The organism is Glutamicibacter protophormiae, from assembly GCF_014647495.1.
In the GTDB taxonomy this organism is placed as follows: domain Bacteria; phylum Actinomycetota; class Actinomycetes; order Actinomycetales; family Micrococcaceae; genus Glutamicibacter; species Glutamicibacter protophormiae.
This window is the reverse complement of record NZ_BMPH01000023.1, coordinates 1-21,154: the sequence shown is the minus strand read 5'-3', so window position 1 is coordinate 21,154 and position 21,154 is coordinate 1. Positions and strand designations below refer to the sequence as shown.

At 66.0% G+C, this 21,154-nt stretch carries 23 protein-coding genes; 15 read left to right on the top strand and 8 right to left on the bottom strand.

The window, feature by feature from the left end; genetic code table 11:
- The first annotated feature begins 11 nt into the window (after positions 1-11).
- Entirely contained in the window at positions 12-449 is a 438-nt protein-coding gene (locus tag IEY43_RS17680; RefSeq protein ID WP_188950304.1) for a hypothetical protein, read from the top strand.
- Positions 450-503: 54 nt separating this feature from the next.
- On the opposite strand, the gene IEY43_RS17675 is transcribed toward IEY43_RS17680, so the two are convergent.
- Genes IEY43_RS17675 through IEY43_RS17665 form a run of 3 tightly spaced genes read right to left on the bottom strand, consistent with a single transcriptional unit; the run spans position 504 to position 2,077 of the window.
- Entirely contained in the window at positions 504-1,406 is a 903-nt protein-coding gene (locus IEY43_RS17675; protein ID WP_188950302.1) for an SURF1 family cytochrome oxidase biogenesis protein, read from the bottom strand.
- Positions 1,407-1,652, bottom strand: a complete 246-nt coding sequence (locus IEY43_RS17670; RefSeq protein WP_188950300.1) for an acetone carboxylase — start codon at positions 1,650-1,652, stop codon at positions 1,407-1,409.
- Positions 1,652-2,077, bottom strand: coding sequence for a DUF3099 domain-containing protein (locus IEY43_RS17665; protein WP_188950298.1), 426 nt, complete (start codon positions 2,075-2,077; stop codon positions 1,652-1,654). Before IEY43_RS17665 ends, IEY43_RS17670 begins: the two co-directional genes overlap by 1 nt.
- 216 nt (positions 2,078-2,293) lie before the next feature.
- Here IEY43_RS17665 and IEY43_RS17660 point away from each other — a divergent pair, with 216 nt between their 5' ends.
- Both IEY43_RS17660 and IEY43_RS17655 read left to right on the top strand, forming a co-directional pair.
- Positions 2,294-3,016, top strand: coding sequence for a beta-ketoacyl-ACP reductase (locus IEY43_RS17660; protein ID WP_188950296.1), 723 nt, complete (start codon positions 2,294-2,296; stop codon positions 3,014-3,016).
- A gap of 44 nt (positions 3,017-3,060) precedes the next feature.
- A complete protein-coding gene (locus tag IEY43_RS17655; RefSeq protein ID WP_245353565.1) occupies positions 3,061-3,810 on the top strand; it encodes an SDR family oxidoreductase in 750 nt (249 codons plus the stop codon).
- A gap of 71 nt (positions 3,811-3,881) precedes the next feature.
- Here IEY43_RS17655 and IEY43_RS17650 read toward each other — a convergent pair whose 3' ends face one another.
- Positions 3,882-4,337 (bottom strand): MarR family winged helix-turn-helix transcriptional regulator, encoded by a 456-nt coding sequence (locus tag IEY43_RS17650; protein WP_229777482.1) that lies wholly within the window; start codon positions 4,335-4,337, stop codon positions 3,882-3,884.
- A 68-nt stretch (positions 4,338-4,405) separates the two neighbouring features.
- On the opposite strand from IEY43_RS17650, the gene IEY43_RS17645 reads away from it, so the two are divergent.
- Together IEY43_RS17645 and IEY43_RS17640 are read left to right on the top strand one after the other, a co-directional pair.
- A complete protein-coding gene (locus IEY43_RS17645) occupies positions 4,406-5,038 on the top strand; it encodes a maleylpyruvate isomerase family mycothiol-dependent enzyme (RefSeq protein WP_188950292.1) in 633 nt (210 codons plus the stop codon).
- 16 nt (positions 5,039-5,054) lie between these two features.
- The gene (locus IEY43_RS17640) at positions 5,055-5,465 is read left to right on the top strand and encodes a DUF1304 family protein (RefSeq protein WP_188950290.1); all 411 of its coding nucleotides are present in this window, start codon (positions 5,055-5,057) and stop codon (positions 5,463-5,465) included.
- A 74-nt stretch (positions 5,466-5,539) separates the two neighbouring features.
- Here IEY43_RS17640 and IEY43_RS17635 read toward each other — a convergent pair whose 3' ends face one another.
- Both IEY43_RS17635 and serB read right to left on the bottom strand, forming a co-directional pair.
- Complete coding sequence (locus tag IEY43_RS17635; protein ID WP_188950288.1) at positions 5,540-7,285, bottom strand: VanW family protein; 1,746 nt, start codon at positions 7,283-7,285, stop codon at positions 5,540-5,542.
- Between the two features lie 162 nt (positions 7,286-7,447).
- The gene (serB, locus tag IEY43_RS17630) at positions 7,448-8,368 is read right to left on the bottom strand and encodes a phosphoserine phosphatase SerB (protein ID WP_188950286.1); all 921 of its coding nucleotides are present in this window, start codon (positions 8,366-8,368) and stop codon (positions 7,448-7,450) included.
- A gap of 176 nt (positions 8,369-8,544) precedes the next feature.
- Here serB and IEY43_RS17625 point away from each other — a divergent pair, with 176 nt between their 5' ends.
- The 7 genes from IEY43_RS17625 to IEY43_RS17595 all read left to right on the top strand — a co-directional run bounded on the left by IEY43_RS17625 (position 8,545) and on the right by IEY43_RS17595 (position 15,157).
- Entirely contained in the window at positions 8,545-9,330 is a 786-nt protein-coding gene (locus IEY43_RS17625) for an ABC transporter ATP-binding protein (protein ID WP_188950284.1), read from the top strand.
- A gap of 33 nt (positions 9,331-9,363) precedes the next feature.
- A complete protein-coding gene (locus IEY43_RS17620) occupies positions 9,364-10,170 on the top strand; it encodes a sulfite exporter TauE/SafE family protein (protein ID WP_188950282.1) in 807 nt (268 codons plus the stop codon).
- Complete coding sequence (locus tag IEY43_RS17615) at positions 10,163-11,008, top strand: TrmH family RNA methyltransferase (RefSeq protein WP_374189876.1); 846 nt, start codon at positions 10,163-10,165, stop codon at positions 11,006-11,008. The genes IEY43_RS17620 and IEY43_RS17615 overlap by 8 nt, the downstream gene beginning before the upstream one ends.
- A gap of 144 nt (positions 11,009-11,152) precedes the next feature.
- Entirely contained in the window at positions 11,153-11,410 is a 258-nt protein-coding gene (locus IEY43_RS17610; protein WP_047119068.1) for a type B 50S ribosomal protein L31, read from the top strand.
- Positions 11,411-11,729: 319 nt separating this feature from the next.
- Positions 11,730-12,704 carry an MDR family oxidoreductase gene (locus IEY43_RS17605; RefSeq protein WP_188950281.1) on the top strand — a complete coding sequence of 325 codons (975 nt, stop codon included), beginning with the start codon at positions 11,730-11,732 and terminating at the stop codon, positions 12,702-12,704.
- A 48-nt stretch (positions 12,705-12,752) separates the two neighbouring features.
- Positions 12,753-13,808, top strand: coding sequence for a lipoate-protein ligase LplAB (lplAB, locus tag IEY43_RS17600; RefSeq protein ID WP_188950279.1), 1,056 nt, complete (start codon positions 12,753-12,755; stop codon positions 13,806-13,808).
- Positions 13,809-14,020: 212 nt separating this feature from the next.
- Positions 14,021-15,157: a Fic family protein gene (locus tag IEY43_RS17595; protein ID WP_229777481.1), complete on the top strand. Its 1,137-nt coding sequence runs from the start codon at positions 14,021-14,023 to the stop codon at positions 15,155-15,157.
- A 67-nt stretch (positions 15,158-15,224) separates the two neighbouring features.
- Here IEY43_RS17595 and pepN read toward each other — a convergent pair whose 3' ends face one another.
- The gene (gene pepN / locus IEY43_RS17590) at positions 15,225-17,870 is read right to left on the bottom strand and encodes an aminopeptidase N (protein ID WP_188950275.1); all 2,646 of its coding nucleotides are present in this window, start codon (positions 17,868-17,870) and stop codon (positions 15,225-15,227) included.
- A 173-nt stretch (positions 17,871-18,043) separates the two neighbouring features.
- Here pepN and IEY43_RS17585 point away from each other — a divergent pair, with 173 nt between their 5' ends.
- Together IEY43_RS17585 and IEY43_RS17580 are read left to right on the top strand one after the other, a co-directional pair.
- Complete coding sequence (locus IEY43_RS17585) at positions 18,044-18,610, top strand: hypothetical protein (RefSeq protein WP_188950273.1); 567 nt, start codon at positions 18,044-18,046, stop codon at positions 18,608-18,610.
- A gap of 100 nt (positions 18,611-18,710) precedes the next feature.
- On the top strand, positions 18,711-19,184 hold the full coding sequence (locus IEY43_RS17580) for a hypothetical protein (RefSeq protein WP_188950271.1): 474 nt from the start codon (positions 18,711-18,713) through the stop codon (positions 19,182-19,184).
- A gap of 502 nt (positions 19,185-19,686) precedes the next feature.
- Here IEY43_RS17580 and IEY43_RS17575 read toward each other — a convergent pair.
- Positions 19,687-20,244, bottom strand: coding sequence for a GNAT family N-acetyltransferase (locus tag IEY43_RS17575; RefSeq protein ID WP_188950269.1), 558 nt, complete (start codon positions 20,242-20,244; stop codon positions 19,687-19,689).
- A 124-nt stretch (positions 20,245-20,368) separates the two neighbouring features.
- On the opposite strand from IEY43_RS17575, the gene IEY43_RS17570 reads away from it, so the two are divergent.
- Positions 20,369-20,833, top strand: a complete 465-nt coding sequence (locus tag IEY43_RS17570) for a VOC family protein (protein ID WP_209550401.1) — start codon at positions 20,369-20,371, stop codon at positions 20,831-20,833.
- Positions 20,834-21,154 lie beyond the last annotated feature (321 nt).

The window sequence follows — 21,154 nt, the reverse complement described above, 5'->3', positions numbered from 1 at the left end:
AGCATGGCCGCATGACGGCCTATCGCAGCGTATCCAGCGCCGCCGGGATGCTCCTGGCGGCGCTGTTCATTTCCGGGTGCTCGGCGCTGCCGGAAGAACCCGAGGCGCCGGCGCCCAACGCGAACTGGTCGCTGCTGGATTCGGCGGCGCCGGGGCCCGGGGCCACCAGCCTCCAGCTGGGGGTCGTGCGCTCGGGCTGCTCCGGCGGCCTGACCGGGAAGGTGCTCGACAGCCGGGTGGACTACGCTGCGCAGCGCGTCACGATCACCGTCTGGGTGGAGCAGCTGCCCGACGGGGCCTACAGCTGCCCGTCCAATGAGACCGTGCCCTACACCCTTGAACTGCGCGAGCCGCTGGGGGAGCGGGAACTGGTGGACGGCGCCTGCGCAGATCCCGGCGCCCTGGGCACGGTGGTGTGCAGCGAGGGCGGGCTGCGCTGGGAGCCCTAGCTGCTGCCTTTTTAACGACGAAGCTGGCGGGAATCATCCCGCCGGCTTCATGCGCTAGCGTGCGTCGCTGCTGCTGTCCTGCTGATCGAGCAGCGCGTCCTCGATCGCCTCGTCGGTCAGCGAGCCGTCGCGGCGGTGGACCTTGGGCCCCTTGGCGCGGATCTTGCGCACGGTGTGCACCGGCTCCTCGTAGCCCAGGGCGCGGGCCTCGGCCAGCTCGGCCGCTTCCTCCGCGTTGATCTTCCTCTGGGTGCGCGCCGCGTACCAGAAGCCGACGAAGGCCAGCACGCCGAAGATGTACCACTGGATCTCGTAGGACAGGTGCGGGCCCTCGTCCATGTCCGGCGGGTCCAGCTGCTGCGGGGCGCTGGCCGGGGCCGGGTTTTCCTCGTACATGATGCCGTAGGCGCCCTGGGCCAGCGGGTAGCCCACGGCGGCGGAGAAGTCTTCGAGCTGGATGGTGGCCAGCTGGCCTTCCGGGGCGCCGCGGTCCAGCCGGATCTCGCCGGGCTTCAGCCGCGCCTTCACGGTGACTGCGCCGGCCGGAGGGGCGGGAATGGCGTCCGGATGGCCGTTTTCCTGGTTGCCGATGGGCAGGAAGCCGCGGTCGACCACCACGACCTCGCCGCCGGTGGTCTTGAACGGCACCAGCACCTCGTAGCCCGGGGCGCCGGCCTTGATGCGGTTGCGCACGATCCGGGTGTCCTCGGCAAGGTAGGTGCCCGACAGCTCGACCGTGCTCCAGGTCTTGTCCTCGGGCAGCTCGGCGAAGTAGTCCAGCGCCGCCTGTCCGGTCAGCGGGGCGGCGAAGTAGTTCTTGTTCACCCGCTCGATGCCGGTGAGCACCTCCTGGCGCCGGTCGGCCTGCCAGTTGCCCAGCGACACGCAGGCCGCGGCGAAGACGGCGACCAGCAGCAGCCAGCCGATCCAGCGCGAGCTGGCCAGAAAACGATACATCTAGTGCTGTGCTCCTTCGGCGTCATGCAGCGGCAGGGTTTCCCTGTACAGCAGCCGGTCCTTGAGGTAGGACTCCAGCCACTGGCGGTGCTCGGTGCAGGCCAGCCAGGTTTTGCGGCGTTCGGGGGTATGGATCTTCGGGTTGTTCCACAGCAGGCGGAACTCGGCGTCCTGGCGGCAGCCCTTGCGGGAGCACTTCACCGGCGCCTGGGCTTCGGCGCCCGACAGCGATCCGAGCAGGTCCATCAGTTCTCCTTGCCATGCTGGGGGTCGTCCCCGGAATCGTCCCGCTGCTGCTGGTCGTCGAGCAGCGTGCCGTCGATCACCTCGGCACCCTCGGGGGCCGGGTCGACGTCGGCCGGCACGCCCTCCAGGGCCTCGGGCCCGGTGGGCCGGTAGAACTCGGCCGGCGGCTCGCGGCGGGACAGGTCCGCGCCGCCGTTGGCGATGACCACGGCGACGTAGGGCAGGAAGATCGCGCCAATCAGGAAGAACCAGCGCAGCCACTCCGTGGTGAAAAAGGCCAGGATGAAGCAGACCACGCGCACGGTCATCGTGATCGTGTATTTGCGCACACGGGTATCCTGCTCGACGGTATGGGACTCGCGGGCTTCGGTAATGCGGTGCACATGGGGCTCATCCGAGCCATGGTGCGCGGGCTGGTGCGACATTGAGTGGAACTTCACTTCATCGGGGTTTCGGTTGTTCCATTGTCTCACTCACGGCCCCGAGAATCGAATTTCTACCGTACGTCGAAGCGGTAAAACCAGCTGGTAGCAAATAGGATTGACTTCAGAAGCAGCTACTTACCTAGGCACAGTGCACACCACGGGTCCGTCCGGCGGCAGCCGGAACGGCATTTCGGCGTGCGTGAACGGAGATATACATTGACTACTGAACCAACGACTGGCCGCAGCGTCCTGGTCACCGGCGGCAACCGTGGAATCGGCTTGGCCATTGCCCGCGCCTTCGAGGCCAACGGCGACAAGGTCGCCATCACCTACCGCAGCGGCGAGGTTCCCGCCGGGCTGCTGGGCGTGAAGGCCGACGTGACCGATGCCGAGTCGATCGACGCCGCCTTCAAGGACGTCGAGGCGGCCCACGGCCCAGTTGAGGTTCTCGTCGCCAATGCGGGCGTCACCAAGGACACCCTGCTGCTGCGCATGAGCGAAGACGACTTCACCTCGGTGATCGACACCAACCTGACCGGCGCCTTCCGTGTGGTTAAGCGCGCCGCCAAGGGCATGATCCGGCTCAAGCGCGGCCGCGTCGTGCTGATTTCCTCCGTGGTGGGCCTGTACGGTTCCCCGGGCCAGATCAACTACGCCGCCTCCAAGTCGGGCCTGGTGGGCATCGCCCGCTCGCTGACCCGCGAGCTGGGCTCGCGCGGCATCACCGCGAACGTGGTGGCCCCGGGCTTCATCAACACCGAGATGACCTCGGTGCTGCCCGAAGAAACCCAGAAGGGCTACCTGGCCAGCATCCCGGCCAACCGCTTTGCGGAGCCCGAAGAAGTGGCCAACGTGGTGCGCTGGATCGCCAGCGACGAGGCCGGCTACATTTCCGGCGCGGTCATCCCGGTCGACGGCGGTCTGGGCATGGGCCACTAGCCCGCAGCCCCCGAATTTTCCCCCATTTTAAGGAGTATGTGAAGTTGAGCGAATACAAGGGTGCAGTCGTCACCGGTTCTTCCCGCGGCATCGGTGCGGTCACCGCGCAGCTGCTGGCCGAGCAGGGTATCGGCGTGGTGGTGAACTACCGCGCCAAGGCTCCGCGCGCGAACAAGATCGTCGCCGCCATCCAGGAGAAGGGCGGCCAGGCCGTTGCCGTGGGCGCGGACCTGACCACCGTCGAGGGCCCGCAGGCGCTGGTTGACGCGGCCGTGGAGAATTTCGGCTCGCTGGACGTCGTGGTGCTGAACGCCTCGGGCGGCATGGAAACCTCCATGGGCGAGAACTACGCGCTGCGCCTGAACCGCGACGCGCAGGTCGCCATGCTGCAGGCCGCGCTGCCCAAGCTGCGCGAAGGCGGCCGCGTGGTCTTCGTGACCAGCCACCAGGCGCACTTCATCAACGAGGTCTCCACCATGGACGCCTACGACGCCGTGGCCAAGTCCAAGCGCGCCGGCGAGGACGCGCTGCGCGAAATGATCCCGCAGCTGTCCGAGAAGAACATCACCTTCGTGGTGGTCTCCGGCGACATGATCGAGGGCACCATCACCGCAACCCTGCTCAACCGCATGGAGCCGGGCGCCATCGAGGCCCGCCGCGAGCAGGCAGGCAAGCTGTACTCCGTGGAGGAGTTCGGCGCCGAGGTCGCCAAGATGGTCTTCGCCGACGTGCCGACCGGGCATACCGAGCTGGTCGGCGGCGCCGAGGACTTCCTGGAGCAGTCCGGCAAGTAGCGCTCCCGAACACACGCCAAGGGGCGCCCGGCCATCGCGGCCGGGCGCCCCTTGGCGTACCCACTGCCGATTCACTGCGGCCGATTGGTGTGTTTCGCGAGTTCGTCGAGGTCGCGGACTAGGCGCTCGTAGCGGGCCGTGCCCAGGGCCTTGCGCCATTCGGCTTCGATTCGCTGGATTTCCGCCGCGGCCACCGCGGCGGCCGCCAGGCCGCGGGCGTCGGCGATGACCAGGCTGGCTCGCGCATCCAGCGGATCCGGCATACGCCGCACGTAGCCATTGCTTTCCAAGGAGTTGACAAGCACGCTGGCGGTTTGCTTGGTGACGTAGACGCGGTTGGCCAGGTCGGTGATGCGCGATCCGTTGGCGGAAATCCGTTGGAACAGGCGTGCCTGGGGCAGCGTGATATCGCTGTAGCCGGCGTCCTGCACCGCGGCGAAGACCCTTTCCTCCAGCTCCCGATAGGGGATGAAGAGCAGGAGGCCGACGTTGAGCGGCCCCGGATCCATGGAATTTTCCCCTTGCATATGGTCAGTGTAACGAACTAATATTAGTCAGTAAAGTTGACCATAATTAACAATGAATCGGGTGCCCGATGCAAAGGAATCGGATGTGGGAGCTGGTCGCCGAACAGCGACTGCTGCTGGTGGGCCTGCTGGAAGGCTTGGACGAAGAGCAGTGGAATGCCGATTCGCTGTGCCCCGGGTGGCGGGTGCGCGACGTGGCGGCCCATGCGATCGCCCCGGCCAGCACCAGCCTCGTCCGGGTGCTGCGCGCGATACTCCGGGCCCGCGGCGATTTCAACAGCATGATCTTCTTCGATGGCCGCAGCCGCGGCGACGCGCCGGTGGAGCAGATCGCAGCGGACTACCGGCGATTCGCCGCCTCGAAGCACCGCGCTCCCGGCGCGGTCGGCGCCACCCCGCTGACGGACATCATGGTGCACGCCCGGGATATTTCCATTGCGTTGGACGTGGAGTATCCACCCATGCCGGTGGATGCCGCGCGGGCCGGGGCCGACTTGGTGTGGAGGCTCCCGTTCCCCTTCAACGCGCGTCGCAAGCTGGCCGGATACCGGCTGCAGGCGAGCGACGCGCCATGGTCGGCGGGCGCGGGAGCCTTGGTTGAGGGGCCGATGGAGGCCCTGCTGCTGCTCCTGACGGGCAGGAATGCCTGGCTGAGCCGGTTGGACGGCCCGGGTGCGGAGCGCTTGCGATTGGAGTCATGAGGCCAAGGAGACGGCCATGGAAACACTCAATGTTGTGGGGCAGCTTGCGGCCCTGGTCAGCGCACTGATCCTGATCGGGGTCGCGCCGCTGGAAATGTTCTTCTACGGGCGGCCCAAGGTGGCCAAGTTCCTGAGCGTCGATCCGGAACATGCCGATTCGGTGAAGCTGTGGTCCTTCTGCATCGGGGCGCGCAACCTGCTCTCGGCCCTGGGTGCGATGGCAGGACTGGCGATGATCCGCTGGGGCGACCCGCTGGCGGGCACCGTGGTGGTGCTGTCCTTCTGCTGGTACATGCTGCTGGCCAGCCTGGCCATGGCCGCCGCGGATGCGATGGGATACTGGAAGCCGCGCGGCGGCAGCCTCAAGGGCACCGTATCCTCCAGCGTGCTGCCGCTGGTGGTCGTCGTTTCGCCGCTGTTCGCCTGATCGCGGGCAGAACGCCGCAGGGGCCGCGATTCCCGCCGTTGTGGCGGAAGCCGCGGCCCCTGTGGCGTTGGTGACTAGTCGCAGACGATCTTGTTCCATGGGCTGTAGGTCCAGGACTTGGTCTCTGCAGGAAGCTTCTTGGAGCCGTCGACGGTCTCCCGGTAGCGGGTGATGTCGATGCTGAAGCCCTTGCGTCCGCCGGATTCGGCGATGCACTTGTCGGCCTTGTTGTGCACCGTCTTCGGATCGGTCTGGTTGTACTTGCCGGAGCTGTCCTGGGAGACCTTCCAGTATTTGGTGGACCACAGGCGGGTGTTCACCGCGTCGCCGGAAACCCAGGCCTCGATCATCACGCCGTACGGGGTGTTGTTCTCCCAGATCATGTCGACCTGGCCCTCCCAGAGGGTGGCCTCGCGGCCGGCCGGGTAGCGGTCGAACCAGCGCGAGTGCGGCTTGTGGGTGATGTCGTCGTAGCCGGCCAGGAAGCCGACGTTGTACATCTGGGTGGAGATCTGCGACAGGCCGCCGCCGACCGCCTCGGAGCTGAAGCCGTTCTCCACGACGCCCGAGCTGTAGTAGCCGTTGGCGGTGGTGATCGGGCCCAGCGCCTGCAGCAGCGAGAAGCGTTCGCCCGGCTTCACGATGGTTCCGGTGACCCGCGCGGAACCGGCCTTCAGGTTCTTGGTGCGCACGGTGTCCGAGGCGGGGTAGGGGGTGGAGAATTCGACGATCTCCTCCTTGATGCCCAGCTTTTCGGCGTCGGCGGTGGTGAAGTCCGCGTCGCTTTCGGTCATCGCGACCTCGGCCCGGCGGGATTCGGTCTGGCTGGCGGCCAGCACCTTGGCGCCCAGGTCCTTGGTTTCCAGGGAGATGCCCTTCACCGACTTCACGATGGTCGGCTTGCCGCCCTTGAGCACGATCTTCGCGTCCTTGGCGGTGCTGGAAAGGTCGGAGTTCTTGGTGGCCGCGAGGTAGAGCTTCTCGTCGTCCAGCACCAGCTGCGGTTCGCCGTCCTTGGCCGAGTAGCTCGCCGCGGCGGCGATGGACGCGGGGGAGATGGCGGTGTTCTTGTCCCCGGAGACCAGGATGACGTCCTTCTCCAGCAGGGAGGCGACCTGCGTCTCGTAGAAGGACTGGAGCTTCTGCGCGGAAACCTCCGGGCTGGTGACATCGGCATCCAGTTCCATGGCGGGGCCGGCGATTTCCCATTCCCCGGCGATCTTCTCCGCCGATTTCTGGACATCCAGCGCAACGCCGTCCACGGGCTGGGACAGGGTTGCCTTGCCGTCCTTGAACGCGATGGTGCCTTCGGAGACCTTGGTGTCAGCCTTGGCGGCCAGCTTCTCCAGGTGGGCGTTCAGCTTGTCCTGGTCCACGTCGATGACTGCTTCGGCGGTGAAATCGCCGGTGAGCCGCTCGTAGAGCCTGACCGGGTTGGCTTCAAAGGCGGTCAGGTCCGCGATGGTCTTCTCGACGTTCAGGCTCAATCCCGCCTTGGCCGGGTCGAGCTGGTAGCCCTTGCCGTTGACCGTGGTCTCCAGCGGCTTCAGGGCCAGCGGCATCACCTGGGTTTCCAGGGCTGCGCGGGCCTCGTCCTGGTTCAGCGAACCGATGTTGACGCCGGCGATGGTGGCGTTGGCGGGGACCTGGGAGCTGATCACGGCCGCGGTGCCGAAATATGCCGCGGTCGCGGCGACGACGCACGAACCGGCAATGATCCACGGTTTGGCCGAGCCCTTCCGACGGCCGTCCTTGGGATTTCCTGCAGGTACGGCGGGCTGGAACGCGGTGGATTGATTGTCCGGGGTGGGTGTCTGCACTGGTCTATCGGCTCTTTCGAAAAGCGGTCAGATTGCGGCACATACCCCGACAAGCTGCCTGGGTCAAGGGTTGCGTCACCTGAAATACTATCGGCTGGAACAACCAACAAACCGAAAACCAGCGTTTTCTGGGCGAATCGTTATCGACTTGTTGGATTTGAACTAGTTCAGGTCGTCAAGAACGAGGTCGGCGATCACGTCCAGGCGCGAGAAGTTGATCTGGGCCCCGGCCTTTTCCTTGAGTGCGGGCTTGGCGTTGAAAGCGACACCCAGGCCGGCTGCGGTGACCATGTCCAAATCGTTGGCGCCGTCGCCGGCGGCGATCGTCGCGGCCATGTCGATGCCGTGGCCGGCCGCCCAGGAGCGCAGCATCTCTTCCTTCATGGCGCGGTCAACGATCTGCCCATGCACGGTGCCGTCCAGCACGGGGCCTTCGATGCCCAGGGTGTTTGCCAGGGCGTGGTCCAGCTGCAGCTCCTCGGCCAGCGGGTCGAGGATCTGCTGGAAGCCGCCGGAGACGACGCCGACCTTGTGGCCCGCGGCGTGGAAGCGCTTGACCAGGTCCCGGGCTCCGTCGGAGAAGATGATGCGTTCGCCCACCTCGCCGAGCACGGAGACCGGAAGGTCCTTCAAGGTCGCCACGCGCTGGATCAGCGACTGGGCGAAGTCCAGCTCGCCGCGCATGGCGGCTTCGGTGACCGCGGCCACTTCCTTCTCGCGTCCCGCGTGCGCGGCCAGCAGCTCGATGACTTCCTGCTTGATCAGGGTTGAATCGACATCCATGACCAGCAGCAGCTGCTTCGCCTCGGTCAGGGCCGCGTCGACGACCGCGAGGCACACATCGGACTCGGCCACGGTTCCGGCGGCCACCTGGGCGTCGAGGTACTGCCCGGCAGCCTGGCGCGCCGCAGCGGTCTGGGCGTCGTCCAGCGCCACCTTGGCGACAAGGCGGTCGGAGCTGGTGCGGATCGAGATTTCAGCGTTGGCGGGAACCAACGAGGCAGCGCGGGCGCCGTCCAGCAGCGTGTCGAAGACGCTGCGGGGCAGGGAGGGGCGGGAGACGAAAACAAGGGTAGAGGCCATGGTTCCATTTTCGTCCCGGTGCGCCGTGCGACCAAAAATGACGTCGCCCTGCCGGCCGTCGCATGGTGTAGCAAACGTCATAGTCGGTGAGAACCGCGGATGGCACGGGGTTCGCGCCGCGTTAAAGACGTTGCTAATTAGTGATTCGCGGGGTCAGAAGTCTAGGCTTAAATACCATGAGCGAAGTGCTAAGTTTCAATGATGTCAGCGTGGTGCGCGGGCGTAAAGACCTGCTCAAGGACGTTTCCTGGCAGGTTAACGAGGGAGAGCGGTGGATCGTGCTCGGCCCGAACGGCGCCGGCAAGTCCACCCTGATGAACATTGCCTCCACCCGGATGCACCCTACCCGGGGCACCGCAGGCATCCTGGGCGAGACCCTGGGCCGCGTGGACGTCTTCGAGCTGCGACCGCTGATCGGCCTGAGCTCGGCCCTGGTCGCCAATTCGATCCCCGGCAATGAAACCGCGTTGAACGTGGTGCTGACCGCCGCCTACGGCATGACCGGCCGCTGGCGCGAGAAGTACGAGAAGCTCGACGAGCGCCGCGCGTTCGGCCTGCTGCACGACTGGGGCATGTCCACGTTCATGAACCAGTCCTTCGCCAAGCTCTCCGAGGGCGAACGCAAGCGCGTGCTGATCGCCCGCGCCCTGATGACCGACCCTGAGCTGCTGATCCTCGACGAGCCGGCTGCCGGCCTGGATTTGGCCGGCCGCGAGAACCTGGTCGCGAAGCTCGGCGAGCTGGCCTCCGACCAGTACGCTCCGGCGCTGGTGCTGGTCACCCACCACCTTGAAGAGATTCCCGAGGGCTTCACGCACATCCTGATGATGCGCGAGGGCCAGGTGGTCGCCGCCGGCGAGATCGCCGCGACGCTGACCGAGGAAAACCTCGAAGCCACCTATTCCATGCCGCTGGCCCTGCGTCGCGAGGGCGGCCGTTTCTCGGCGTTCGCGCGCCGCTAAGAGAGCCATCGCAAATAACAGGAGAGCCACACCATGATCGAATTCTGGCGTGAAGCCCTGGTCTTCCTCGGAGGACTGTGGGCCGGAACCATTAATACCGTGGTGGGATCGGGCACCCTGGTCACCTTCCCGATTCTCGTTGCGCTGGGCATTGCCCCGGTCAACGCGGTGGTCTCCAACGCCATGGGCCTGGTTGCCGGCGGATTCTCCGGCGCCTGGGGCTACCGGCGCGAGGCGGCCAGCGTCAAGGGTACGCTGCTGAAGCTGGTTCCGGTTTCCCTGGTCGGCGGCCTGATCGGCTCGCTGCTGCTGCTGAACCTGCCCGAGTCGGTGTTCGGGGTGGTCGCCCCGGTCCTGCTGGTGTGCGCGCTGGTACTGGTGATCTTCCAGCCGCGGCTGGCCGCATGGGCCAAGACCCGGCAGGCCGCGCAGGGCGGCACGGACCCGGACGCCGCGGACAAGGCCAAGATCCCGCTGATCCTGTACATCCTGGTGTTCGTCATCGGCGTGTACGGCGGCTACTTCACCGCCGCGCAGGGTGTGCTGCTCATGGCGGTGTTCGGCGTCTTCCTGCAGGCCTCGCTGCAGCAGTCCAACGCGATCAAGGTGATCCTCTCGCTGATCGTGAACCTGGTCGCCGCGGTCATGTACCTGGTCATCGCGCCCGAGCGCATCCACTGGATCATCGTGCTGCTGATCGCCGTCGGCTCGCTGATCGGCGGCTTCATCGGCGCCAAGGTGGGCCGCAAGCTCTCCCCGGGCTGGCTGCGCCTGGTGATCGTCATCCTGGGCCTGGTGGCGCTGGTCAACATGATCTACAAGTTGGTGGCCGGTGCCTGAGTTCCCCGAGGAAATCCTCAACCCCGAGCGCATCCTGCACGTCGCGGACCTGGAGGATGCCCGGCTGGACGAATACCTGCGCCTGTCCGAGGCGCACCTGCGCATGCGCACCGACGTGGAAAACGGCCTGTACATCGCCGAGAGCACCAAGGTCGTGCAGCGCGCGATCAACGCCGGGCACACCCCGCGCAGCTTCCTGCTGGCCGAAAAGCACCTGGGCCAGCTCGTGGCGGAGTTCAACCGCTTCCCGGACGCGCCGATCTTCATCGGCGACGACGCGCAGCTGCAGGACCTGGTCGGCTTCCACCTGCACCGCGGAGCCATGGCGGCGATGAACCGCCCGGCGCCGCGGGACCTGGATGAGGTGCTGGCCGCCAGCTCGCGGGTGGCGATCCTGGAGGACATCGCTGACCACACCAACCTCGGGGCGATCATCCGCTCGGCCTCGGGCCTGGGCATCGACGCGGTGCTGCTCACCCCCAAATGCGTGGATCCCTGGTACCGGCGCAGCGCCCGCGTCTCCATGGGCACCGTGTTCGAGCTGCCTTGGGTGCGCCTGGAATCCTGGCCGCGGGACATCGAGCGGATCCGCGCCCACGGCTACCGGATGCTCGCCATGGAGCTGACCGACGACGCCGTGCCGCTGAACGAGATCCAGCTGGCCGCCGGCGAGAAGGCCGCGATGATCCTGGGCAACGAGGGCCGCGGAGTGACCGAGCAAGCGCTGGCAGCGGTCGACACAACCGTCATCATCCCGATGCACCGCGAGGTCGATTCGCTGAACGTGGGCGCCGCCAGCGCCATTGCGTTCTGGCATTTGTGCTCTTCGCCACGCTGAGCAGTTTTCATCCAGCCCCGCCGGTGCGCTAAGATGGAATGTCTGTGTGTTTCGATTCACCTGGTGGGTCGTGTGCAGGCGCAATTTTCCGAGCAATCAGCTGCTGGCAAAATCCAGTGGCCACAAACATGAAGGTGTATAGCTATGAAGGCTGATATCCATCCGCAGTACGGCCCAGTTGTCTTCAACGACCTGGCTTCCGGCGAAAAGATCCTGACCCGTTCGACCGCTACCTCGAACAAGACCATCGAGTGGGAAGACGGCAACACCTACCCGGTCATCGACGTCGAAATCTCGGCAGCTTCGCACCCGTTCTACACCGGCAAGCAGCGCATCATGGACACCGCCGGTCGTGTCGAGCGCTTCAACGCCCGCTTCAAGGGCTTCGGCGGCAAGAAGTAGTTCTTCGCCCCCTCGCAAGCTTTCACGGCGTGTTTCCAGATTTTCTGGAAGCACGCCGTTGCTGCTTTAACCGCAGATGCCCGCGTTTTTCGTGAGCGAAAATTCTGTTCAGCAGCGACTCGGGATTCACCGGATGTCCGCCGTGCAATCAGCTGGGGTGTTGCCCGCATCGACGGCCATTGGCTAGAGTCGGCGTATCGTGGCGCCTGCGGGACTTCTTATCAGCCGCAGGCCACCGTTGGATGGCTGGGGGCGACAGGGCCCGGACAGCCGCACGATCCATGCACCGACCATGAAGCAAGGCAACAAGGGGAAGAACATGCGCGCACTGCTCATCGAGTCCAAGGGCGCAACGGCGCACCTCACCGATGCCGATCCGGACCTTCTTGAAGGCCCCGTCGAACTCGACGTGCTGTACTCCAGCCTGAACTACAAGGACGGGCTCGCCCTGACCGGGAAAGGCATTGCGCGCTCCTGGCCCCTGATCCCGGGAATTGATGTTGTCGGACGGGTCACCCGGTCGGAAAGTCCCGAGTGGAACTCCGGCGACACCGTCATACTCAACGGGTCCGGGATTGGCGAAAGCACCCATGGCGGATATGCGGACCAAGCTCGGGTCGCGCCCGACTTCCTCGTCCGGCTTCCCGGCACGCTCACCGCATATCAAGCCGCGGCGATTGGCACCGCCGGGTTCGAGGCCGCAATCGCGGTGCAGAAAATCCTCGACTCGGCAGTGGCTCCCGGCGACGGCGAGCTCCTGGTCACCGGCGCGGCCGGCGGCGTGGGCTCGATCGCCTGCGCGCTGCTGGCCCGCCATGGCTACCAGGTGGTCGCCTCCAGCGGGCGCGGCGACGAGGAAGCGGCGTACCTGAAGGAGCTCGGCGCGCAACGGATCATCGACCGCGCGACGCTGGCCGGCGACGCTGGCGGCCCACTCCAAAAACAGCTCTGGGCCGCCGCGATCGACGTGGCCGGGGGCACCACCCTGGCCAACGTGCTGGCCCAAACGTCGTACGGGGGACTGGTGGTCGCCTGCGGCATGGCCCAAAGCGCGGAGCTGTCCATTACCGTGTTCCCCCACATCCTGCGCGATGTCACCCTGGCCGGGGCCGACACCGTCAGCGCGCCGTTGGCCACCCGGACCCGGGCTTGGGAGCTGCTGGCCGCGGATCTCGATCTCAGCGTGCTTGAAGGGATGAGCACCACCATCGAACTCGAGCAGGTGCCGGACCGGGCCGAAGAGATCCTCGCGGGCCGCGTGCGCGGACGCACCGCGGTGCGCCTCACCGCGTGAGCGCCAATGCCCGCCCGTCGAGCAGGTGGTCAGGGATAGAATAGCCGCATGATGCATCACGGTGAATACAAGGTAGTCGGCGGCAAACTGGTCGTTGTGGATCTGGATACCGCGGACGAGGTGATCACCCGGGCTTCGCTGAACGGGGACTTCTTCCTTGAGCCCGATGACGCGTTGGAAGACCTGAATGCGGCACTCACCGGGCTGCGCACCGATGCCAGCCACGGCACCATCCGCGATGCCGTCACCGCAAAACTGCGCGAGGGCGCGGTGATGTTCGGTTTTGATGCCGATGCGGTGGCCCGGGTGGTGCGCCGCGCGCTGGGCCACGCCACCAAGTGGGAAGACCATGACTGGCAGATCCTGGGCCCGGAGATCATACCGGTGGCCGAGCAGGTCGCCCTGGACGAGGTGCTGACCCGGCAGATCGCCAAGGGGGAGCGCAAGCCCACCATCCGGTTCTGGGACTGGGATGAATCGGCCGTGGTCATCGGCTCCTTCCAGTCGCTGCGCAACGAGGTCGACAGCCAGCAGGCCGAACACCACGGCATCAAGGTGGTGCGCCGCATTTCCGGCGGCGGGGCCATGTTCATGGAGGCCGGCAACTGCATCACCTATTCGCTCTACGCCCCGGAATCCCTCGTGGACGGCATGAGCTTCGCGGATTCCTACCCGTTCCTGGATTCGTGGGTCATGGAAGCGCTGGCGAAGATCGGCATCACCGCGCACTACAAGCCGCTGAATGACATCGCGACCGCAGCGGGAAAGATCGGCGGCGCCGCGCAGAAGCGCCTGGCCAACGGCGCCATGCTGCACCATGTGACGATGAGCTACGACATCGACGCCGAGAAGATGACGCAGGTGCTGCGCATCGGGCGCGAGAAGATCTCCGACAAGGGCATCACTTCGGCGGTCAAGCGCGTGGATCCGCTCAAATCGCAGACCAAGCTGGATCGGATGGAGATCATCGAGGTCATGATGGACACCTTCGCGCAGCGCACCGGCGCGCAACGAGCCGAGCTGGACGAGAAGTCACGCCAGGCCGCGCGAGACCTGGCTGAAACGAAGTTCGACACCGACCAGTGGACGGCCAGGGTGCCGTAACCCGGACGCAGCGCCCAGCGCGGCATTCGCTGGGGAGCCATTGGGAATGGAACCACCCTATATTCCCGCATTTCATGATTTGTGGGAATATAGGTGAAGTTCATTCCCAGATCTTGGAAGGTGCCCAGCCAATGGTCCGTTCACTGCGACCCGGAATCCAGGGTGAGATGTCGGCCTCATGGCCTGCCATTGCCTTTGAGGAGATCGCGTGGATGGCAACTGCGGAGGCCACGTATTCGCGCCGGCAGCGACTGCGCGCCCGCGGCCCCTATAGGGCCGCAGTTGTTCCGCAGATCGCGGATTGCGACCCGCGGGTTTCAGGGCGAACCTCTGCGCTGGTCGAAGAGGCCACGATCGAGACCGTTCGCTTCGACCGTGATCTGGGTGATGCCGCCGCACCGTTTGCCGCACTGCTGCTCCGAAGCGAGTCGGCAGCCAGCTCGCAGATTGAGAACTTGACCGTTGGCGCGCGGCGTCTGGCCATGGCTCAATTGGGCGACCGCTCCAGCGTCAATGCAGCCCTGGTCGCTTCCAATATTTCCGCCATGTCTGCGGCAATCGACCTCGCGGAAAACCTCTGCAGCGAGAACATCCTGGCCATGCACCGCGCGCTGCTTGAAAGCTCCGAGCCCCAGCTAGCGGGACGCTACCGCACTGAAGCGGTGTGGATTGGCGGGAATTCCCCGCATTCAGCCATGTTTGTTCCTCCGCACCATGACAAGGTCGGCCCGGGCATCGCCGATTTGGTGCGGTTCATGCAGCGTGACGATATTCCCGCGCTGACGCAGACGGCCATTGCCCACGCGCAGTTCGAGACCATCCATCCCTTTCCGGATGGCAATGGTCGAACCGGCCGCGCGCTGGTCGGGTCGATGCTGAGGAATAAGGGAGTTACCGAGAAGGTCACCATTCCGGTGTCATCCGGCTTGCTCACCGATACCGCGGCATATTTCGATGCACTCGGAGCCTACCGGGAGGGCGACATCGAACCCATCGTGGAAATGTTCGCGGAGTCCACTTTTAGGGCGACGGACAACGGCAGGAAGCTGGCCGAGGACATCCGAAATGTCCGCGAACAGGTTCTTGCAGGGTTCGTTCGACCACCCCGCGGAGGCTTGAAGCAGGCCACGGAACTGATTTTCCGCGAACCGGCCATGACCGCCCAGCTGCTCATGCACGCCACCGGACAATCCTCCAGTGCCGCCTACCGGAATATCGAACGCCTGGAGCAGGTGGGTGCATTAAAAGCCGCGGGCTATGTCAACGGACAGAGGGCTTGGATCGCACCCAGGGTCATTGCGGCCCTTGACGATTTCGCAGCCAGAGCCGGTCGGCGCGTGCGCGGATGAAATTGACGGCAGCCCCCGGGCCGTTGGCGCTGAGTGCTCAGCGCTAGGCCCGGGGGCTGGCGGATTGCTACCGGCTGGTGCGGCTGAAGGCCTGGGCGTTCAGCGAACGCTGCAGCGCATCGCGCTCCTCGATGAGGATGCGGCGCAGGGCCTTGGGGGCTCCATCATGGCGTTCAAGCCAGACGGTGGCGTCGGCCAGCGCGGTGTTCTGCTCGATCGCCCCTTCCAGGTCCTGGGTCATCGGGTACAGGCCCTCGATGACGCGGGTGGCGAATTCCATGCTCATGGTCTCGAACACCGGTTGGATCGCGGCCCAGTAGCGCTGCTCGAACGGGGCGAGCAGCGAGGCCGATCCCATCGAGAAGCCCAGTGCCACCGCGGAGAGCGCGTCGTTGGACAGCGCACCGTCCTCGTCGCGGGCCATCAGCACGGTGTCGAACGCGTGCTCCTTGACCTGGGCGTCCGGGCGGGCGGCCAGCGCGGTGCGCACCGCATTCAGCGCCACGCTGGTCGGGTTGGCCTTCGCGGCGGCGTGCATGCGCTGCTCGGCGGCTTCGTCCAGCCGGCCGGAGGCGGCCAGCGCGACGTAGGAATCCCAGAGCAGCTGCTCGTCCACGGCCACCGCGTACGGGTTCTCGCCCTCGGCGAGGAATGCGTCGATGACCTCGCCGGCCACCCCGGCGCGGGCCAGCCGGGCCAGGGTGCGGGCGGTGGTCGTCTGCTGGTCGCTGCCGGCCTCGAACTGGGTGAGCCATCCGGTGAGCACCTCGGCGGCGCGTTCGCGCAGCCCGGCGCGCAGTTCCGGCGCGGCGTAGCGGGAGATCGTGGTGACCAGCTGGTCGGTGAGCACACCGAAGACGCCGGCGTCGGTGACGGTGTGCGCGTGGTCCAGGATCGCGCCGGCGTAGCTCTGCGCGTCCAGGGTGGCCGAGCGCACCGCATCCCACAGCGACGCCCAGCAGGTGGCGCGCGGCAGCGAGTCGGTCAGGCCGGACAGGTTCTCCAGCAGGGTGGCGCGGGAGGCGGCGTCGAAGTCGACCAGCGCGTAGGTCTCGTCCCCGTCGTTGGGCAGGACCAGGGCCGGGGCCGGCCGGCCGACCAGGAATGGCAGCGGCGCGCTGTCGCCGGTGAGCTCCACCGACTGCACCGCGGTGCGGGCCAGCGTGCCCTCGGACAGCGTGTAGGCGCCGACGGTCAGCACATGCGGGCGGCGGATCGGCTCATTGCTGATCGGATCGGTGCCGAACTGCACCAGCGATGCCTCGGTGACCAGTCCGGCCTCGTCGGTCGCGTAGTCCACGCGCAGCTTGGGCACGCCGCTGGTCTTCAGCCAGGCGTCGGCCCACTGGCCCATGTCGCGGCCGCTGGCCGTTTCCAGGGCCGCCAGGAAGTCATCCAGCGAAGTGTTGGAGTAGGCGTGCTTGCGGAAGTAGCTGCGTGCGGCGTCGCGGAAGGCCTCGGCGCCGACGAAGGCGGCCAGCTGCTTGAGCACACTGGCGCCCTTGGCGTAGGTGATGCCGTCGAAGTTCTGGTCCGCTGCCAGCAGGTCCGGGATGTCGGCGACGATCGGGTGGGTGGTCGGCATCTGGTCGGCCACGTAGGCCCAGGCCTTGCGGCGGGCGGCGAAGGTGGTCCAAGCGGTGGTGAAGTCCGTGGCGGCGTCGTTGGCCAGGGTGCCGATGTAGTCGGCGAAGGACTCCTTGAGCCACAAATCGTCCCACCACTTCATGGTGACCAGATCGCCGAACCACATGTGCGCCATCTCGTGCATGATGGTGTTCGCGCGCTGCTCGTGCTGGCCCTCGGTGGCGTGCGAGGTGAACACGTAGCGCTCGGTGAAGGTGACCAGGCCCGGGTTTTCCATGGCGCCCAGGTTGTATTCGGGCACGAACGCGGAATCGTACTTGCCCCACGGGTAGGGGTAGTCGAACAGCTCGTGGAAGTAGGCCAGGCCGCGGCTGGTCAGCTCCAGGACCTCTTCGCCGTCGAAGTGCTCGGCCAGCGAGGCGCGGCAGGTGGCGGCCATCTCGATGACCAGTTCCTCGCCGTTGGGAAGCTGCTGCACGTGCTCGTCGCGCACCACGTGGTAGGGGCCGGCCAGCACGGCGGTGATGTAGGAAGAGATCTTCGGGGTGGGGGAGCAGACCACGGTTTTGGTGCCGTCATCGTGGAAGACCTCGTCCACGATCGGCTGGTTGCTGGCCAGGTGCCAGGCCGAGGGGCCGGTGAGGGTGAAGCGGTAGCTGGTCTTCACATCCGGCTGCTCGAAGCAGGCGAAGACGCGGCGTGCCTCGGAGGGCTCGAACTGGGTGTAGAGGTAGGTTTCGCCGTCCTGCGGGTCCACGAAGCGGTGCAGGCCCTCGCCGGAGCGCGAGTAGATGGCCTGGCCGGTGATCTTCACGGTGTTCGGCGCGTCGGTGCGCAACCCTGACAGGTAGATGCGGGCGTCCAGCACGGCGTCGTCCAGGTCGATCGGGGCGCCGTTGACCAGGACCTCCTGCACGGACTCGTGGATGAAGTCCACGAAGGTCTCGCCGCTGGCGGTGTCGAAGTTTAGCGTCGTGACGGACCGGTAGCTGGTGGCGGCCTGGTCGGCCGCGTTGGAAAGATCCAGCTGGACCTCCGCGAAGTGCCAGGTGATATCGGCGGCGCGCAGCGCGGCCTCGTCCCGGCGGAGATTTTCGTTCGGTGCATAGCGTTCTAGTGTGTCCACCACACCAGCTTAGCTGTGAAGCAAGTGTTTGAGACTACCCGATGGGCAGATTTTTGGCCGTCGACTCCACACTAGCGCATGCCCCACGGTGCGCGCACTGCCAATTCGCGACCAATTCCCGGGTCGAATAGGGTTAAGCCAGAGAACGCAGACCAGCAGGAATGGGAGTACCAATGGACACCTTTATCAAGGGACCCTCCAAGCGCGACGTGGCCGGCATGAAGGCAGCCTTCAGCACGGTGGCGGCGGGCGACGTCGTCTCGGTGCTCTACAAGACCGTGCGCTTCGGCAACTTCCTGATCAGCGGCCGGGCCCACGCCACGGTGCTCGACGACCTGATGGTCGGCGGGCTGAACGCCGCCGCGGCCAAGAAGGCCGCCAAGGGAGCCGACGGTGAAGAGGCCTTCCAGCGCCAGCCGGACAAGGACGTGCGTGCGTTCCCCGCCGAATTCGAGGGAAGCTTCGAGCCGGAGGCCGTGGAAGCGGCGGACTTGAAGCACGGCGACCTGGTGGTGGCCTCCTTCAGCCAGGAGCCCTATGGCGACTTCGTGGTCACCGGCGTGGTCACCGAGGCGGAGAACGACCACTCCTACCTGATGGTCGGCCCGTGGATCCTGCGCACTGCCGAGGGCAACGCCCCGCGCCTGCTTCAGGTCCAGCGGGTCTCGACCGCCGGCACCCACGTGGCCCCGGTGCCGACCCGCCGCGGGCTGGTCGAGGTCGCCGAACTCGCCAGCTAGGCGCGAATCGCCGTCAGGGGGCATCACCGATGAAACTCCACCATGTGCAGTTGCCGCGGGATCCCGGCGCGGTGGAACTCCCCGATCCGGAGGCCAGGCCATGATCCCGTCGCTGATTCGCGGCTACGACCGCTCCTGGGCGGTGGGGACCGTTGCGTGCACCGCGCTGTTCGCCACAGGGATCAGCCTGTGGTCGGTGATGGTTTCCGACCGGCTGCCGGCAGAACTCGCCACGCACTGGAACGAGCAGAATATCGCCGGCGGCTTCGAACCGCTGTTCGGGATCAACCTGCTGCTTTCGCTCACGGCCATCGTGTTGTGCGCCCTGGTCTGCGGGCTGGCCATCGCCCGCCGCGGCGCCTCGGCACTCCTGGCCCGGGTCGGGGTTGGCCTCGGGGTGTTCTTCTCGCTGGGCGTCAACGCGATGCACCTGACGCTGATCGCCTCCCAGCGGGATGCTCCGGATCCGGCGCGGGTCACCATGAACCCTGCGCTGATGATTCCCACTGTCGGGCTGGCGGCTCTGGCCGGGCTGCTCGCCTTCATCTTCTATCGGCCGCAGCCTGCCGCTTAGCGGCTGAGCTGCCCAGGCGGTGCGCTGCTTGCGGCCGAACAGCGCCAACGCTGCGCCAATCGAGGCACCGAACATCATCAGCACCGAAAAAAGGTAGAAGAAGGTCGTATTCGCGGCGATGAACTGGGTTGCCGGCGGACCGGTCTCAGGCATGTAGTCGGCATAGCTCGCCGGCGTGGAAACCGCCAGCAGCAGCACGAAGCGCAGCACAAACGATGCCGCAGCGATGCCCAACAGCACGACCAGCGTGGTGCGGGAAGGCAATCCCTTGGAACCGGTGTCTGCGGGGAGACGTTGGGCGGACATGATGAACAGGATGGCGCCCAGGGTCAGGCAGATGAACTGCAGGGCTACCGATCGCGTGGTCAGCATGGAAAGCAACGCCGCCCCGACGCCGAGCCAGGCCAGCTGCCGCGAACGAATCATCTCTGGGTGGGGATTGATCTCCGAACCTCTTTCGTGCAGAACTTCGCGGATGGCCACCGCTGCTATCGATGCCAGCCTACGTGGGATCGGCCGCGAGGCGAAGCTGGACTAGGGCCATGCTGTGGTTGCGGTTCACAATCTCGAAGCCTTCGGCCTTGAAGCTGCTGAGCACGCCGGTGAACAGGCCGGCGCTGTCTTTCGCAGTGATCTCCGTGTCGGTGGGTCGGGCGCGCAGGATTTCGGCCCCTGCATCTCGGGCATGCCCGATAGCCGCGCGCAGCAATTCGCGGGCGACCCCGCGCTTTCGATAGCCGTCGCGGACCACGAAGCAGGTCAGCGCCCAGATCGAGTGCGCCGCCTGGTGGCCCCGCGGCTTGAACCGGGGATAGCGGGTGCTCGGCCCGACCTGCACCCAGCCTGCGGGCTCGCCGTCCGCGTAGGCCACCAGGCCGGCGGGGACCTGTTGGGTGCAGACCTGCGTCTGCAGCGCCAGATCGTTGGCGTCGGCGCCCTGGTTCCAGTTCTCGTCGATGAAGTACTGGCACTTGCACCAGGACGGGTCGCCGGTGGTGCCGAAAATCTGCCGGATGTCGTTCAACCGCTCGGCATCCGCCGAAAAGATCTCGATGCTCATGATGCCTGCCTGTTTCTCGTCTGGGAGCCGCCGAATCTGCTTTGACCCGTCGCGCCGCGGGCGTAGCATGAGGCGCAATAACCTGCGCCTAAAGTACCGGAAACCCCGTGGAGAGGGAAGAGCCATGAGCCATGCACCGATACCCCAGATCAAGAGGTTCGACCATATCGGCGTCACGGTGTCGGACCTGGCAGCGGTGACCGGGTTCTTCGTGGAGCTGGGTCTGGAAGTCCAGGGAAGCCAGGAAGGCATGGAGGGGGAGTTCCTCGACACCGTCTGCGGCATCCCCGATTCGCGGACCAATATCGTGATGCTCGCGGTGCCCGGAACCGATGTCTGCATCGAACTGTCCAGCTTCGACCGCCCGGCTCCAGGTCCCGGGCAGCCCGGGGCGATGGCCAATGAGCTGGGACTGCGCAGCCTGGCCTTCGAAGTGGAGGACCTGCCCCTGCTGGTGAGCCGGTTGCAGGAGCGCGGCTACGGGCTGATCGGGGGTATCGGCGAATACGAGGGCATCTGGTCCATGGCCTACATCCGCAGGCCCGAGGGGCTGACCATCGCGTTGGCTCAACGGCTGGCGCAGCACTGAGGGCAAGAGCGCCTGGTCGGCTCAGATGATGGCCTCCGAACTCCCCTGCATCGTCGGGTGTGTCTTCGGTGCGGGGATGGGGCCTATCGTCTCTAGTGAACGCGTCAGGAATCCTGTTCGCAGCGCTGATAAGCAATCCAAGATCCGATTCATTTTGTATCCGATCGGCGACATAACGTATTCATGAAAACCATCGATTCAGCAAAGGCGCTCGGCGCTGCGGCACGCGGTGCGCGCATTGAACGAGGGCTAGGTCCAATACCGTTTACTTAGGTGTTTTTGGAACCTTCTTCAACGGCCAGTTCGACATCTTCCGCTTCA

Bases quoted from the DNA above. Each gene is read 5' to 3' on its own strand.
- IEY43_RS17680 (WP_188950304.1), top strand. From the start codon at position 12: ATGACGGCCTATCGCAGCGTATCCAGCGCCGCCGGGATGCTCCTGGCG.
- IEY43_RS17675 (WP_188950302.1), bottom strand. From the start codon at position 1,406: ATGTATCGTTTTCTGGCCAGCTCGCGCTGGATCGGCTGGCTGCTGCTG.
- IEY43_RS17670 (WP_188950300.1), bottom strand. From the start codon at position 1,652: ATGGACCTGCTCGGATCGCTGTCGGGCGCCGAAGCCCAGGCGCCGGTG.
- IEY43_RS17665 (WP_188950298.1), bottom strand. From the start codon at position 2,077: ATGTCGCACCAGCCCGCGCACCATGGCTCGGATGAGCCCCATGTGCAC.
- IEY43_RS17650 (WP_229777482.1), bottom strand. From the start codon at position 4,337: ATGCAAGGGGAAAATTCCATGGATCCGGGGCCGCTCAACGTCGGCCTC.
- IEY43_RS17645 (WP_188950292.1), top strand. From the start codon at position 4,406: ATGCAAAGGAATCGGATGTGGGAGCTGGTCGCCGAACAGCGACTGCTG.
- IEY43_RS17640 (WP_188950290.1), top strand. From the start codon at position 5,055: ATGGAAACACTCAATGTTGTGGGGCAGCTTGCGGCCCTGGTCAGCGCA.
- serB (WP_188950286.1), bottom strand. From the start codon at position 8,368: ATGGCCTCTACCCTTGTTTTCGTCTCCCGCCCCTCCCTGCCCCGCAGC.
- IEY43_RS17625 (WP_188950284.1), top strand. From the start codon at position 8,545: ATGAGCGAAGTGCTAAGTTTCAATGATGTCAGCGTGGTGCGCGGGCGT.
- IEY43_RS17620 (WP_188950282.1), top strand. From the start codon at position 9,364: ATGATCGAATTCTGGCGTGAAGCCCTGGTCTTCCTCGGAGGACTGTGG.
- IEY43_RS17610 (WP_047119068.1), top strand. From the start codon at position 11,153: ATGAAGGCTGATATCCATCCGCAGTACGGCCCAGTTGTCTTCAACGAC.
- IEY43_RS17605 (WP_188950281.1), top strand. From the start codon at position 11,730: ATGCGCGCACTGCTCATCGAGTCCAAGGGCGCAACGGCGCACCTCACC.
- lplAB (WP_188950279.1), top strand. From the start codon at position 12,753: ATGATGCATCACGGTGAATACAAGGTAGTCGGCGGCAAACTGGTCGTT.
- IEY43_RS17595 (WP_229777481.1), top strand. From the start codon at position 14,021: ATGGCAACTGCGGAGGCCACGTATTCGCGCCGGCAGCGACTGCGCGCC.
- IEY43_RS17585 (WP_188950273.1), top strand. From the start codon at position 18,044: ATGGACACCTTTATCAAGGGACCCTCCAAGCGCGACGTGGCCGGCATG.
- IEY43_RS17580 (WP_188950271.1), top strand. From the start codon at position 18,711: ATGATCCCGTCGCTGATTCGCGGCTACGACCGCTCCTGGGCGGTGGGG.
- IEY43_RS17575 (WP_188950269.1), bottom strand. From the start codon at position 20,244: ATGAGCATCGAGATCTTTTCGGCGGATGCCGAGCGGTTGAACGACATC.
- IEY43_RS17570 (WP_209550401.1), top strand. From the start codon at position 20,369: ATGAGCCATGCACCGATACCCCAGATCAAGAGGTTCGACCATATCGGC.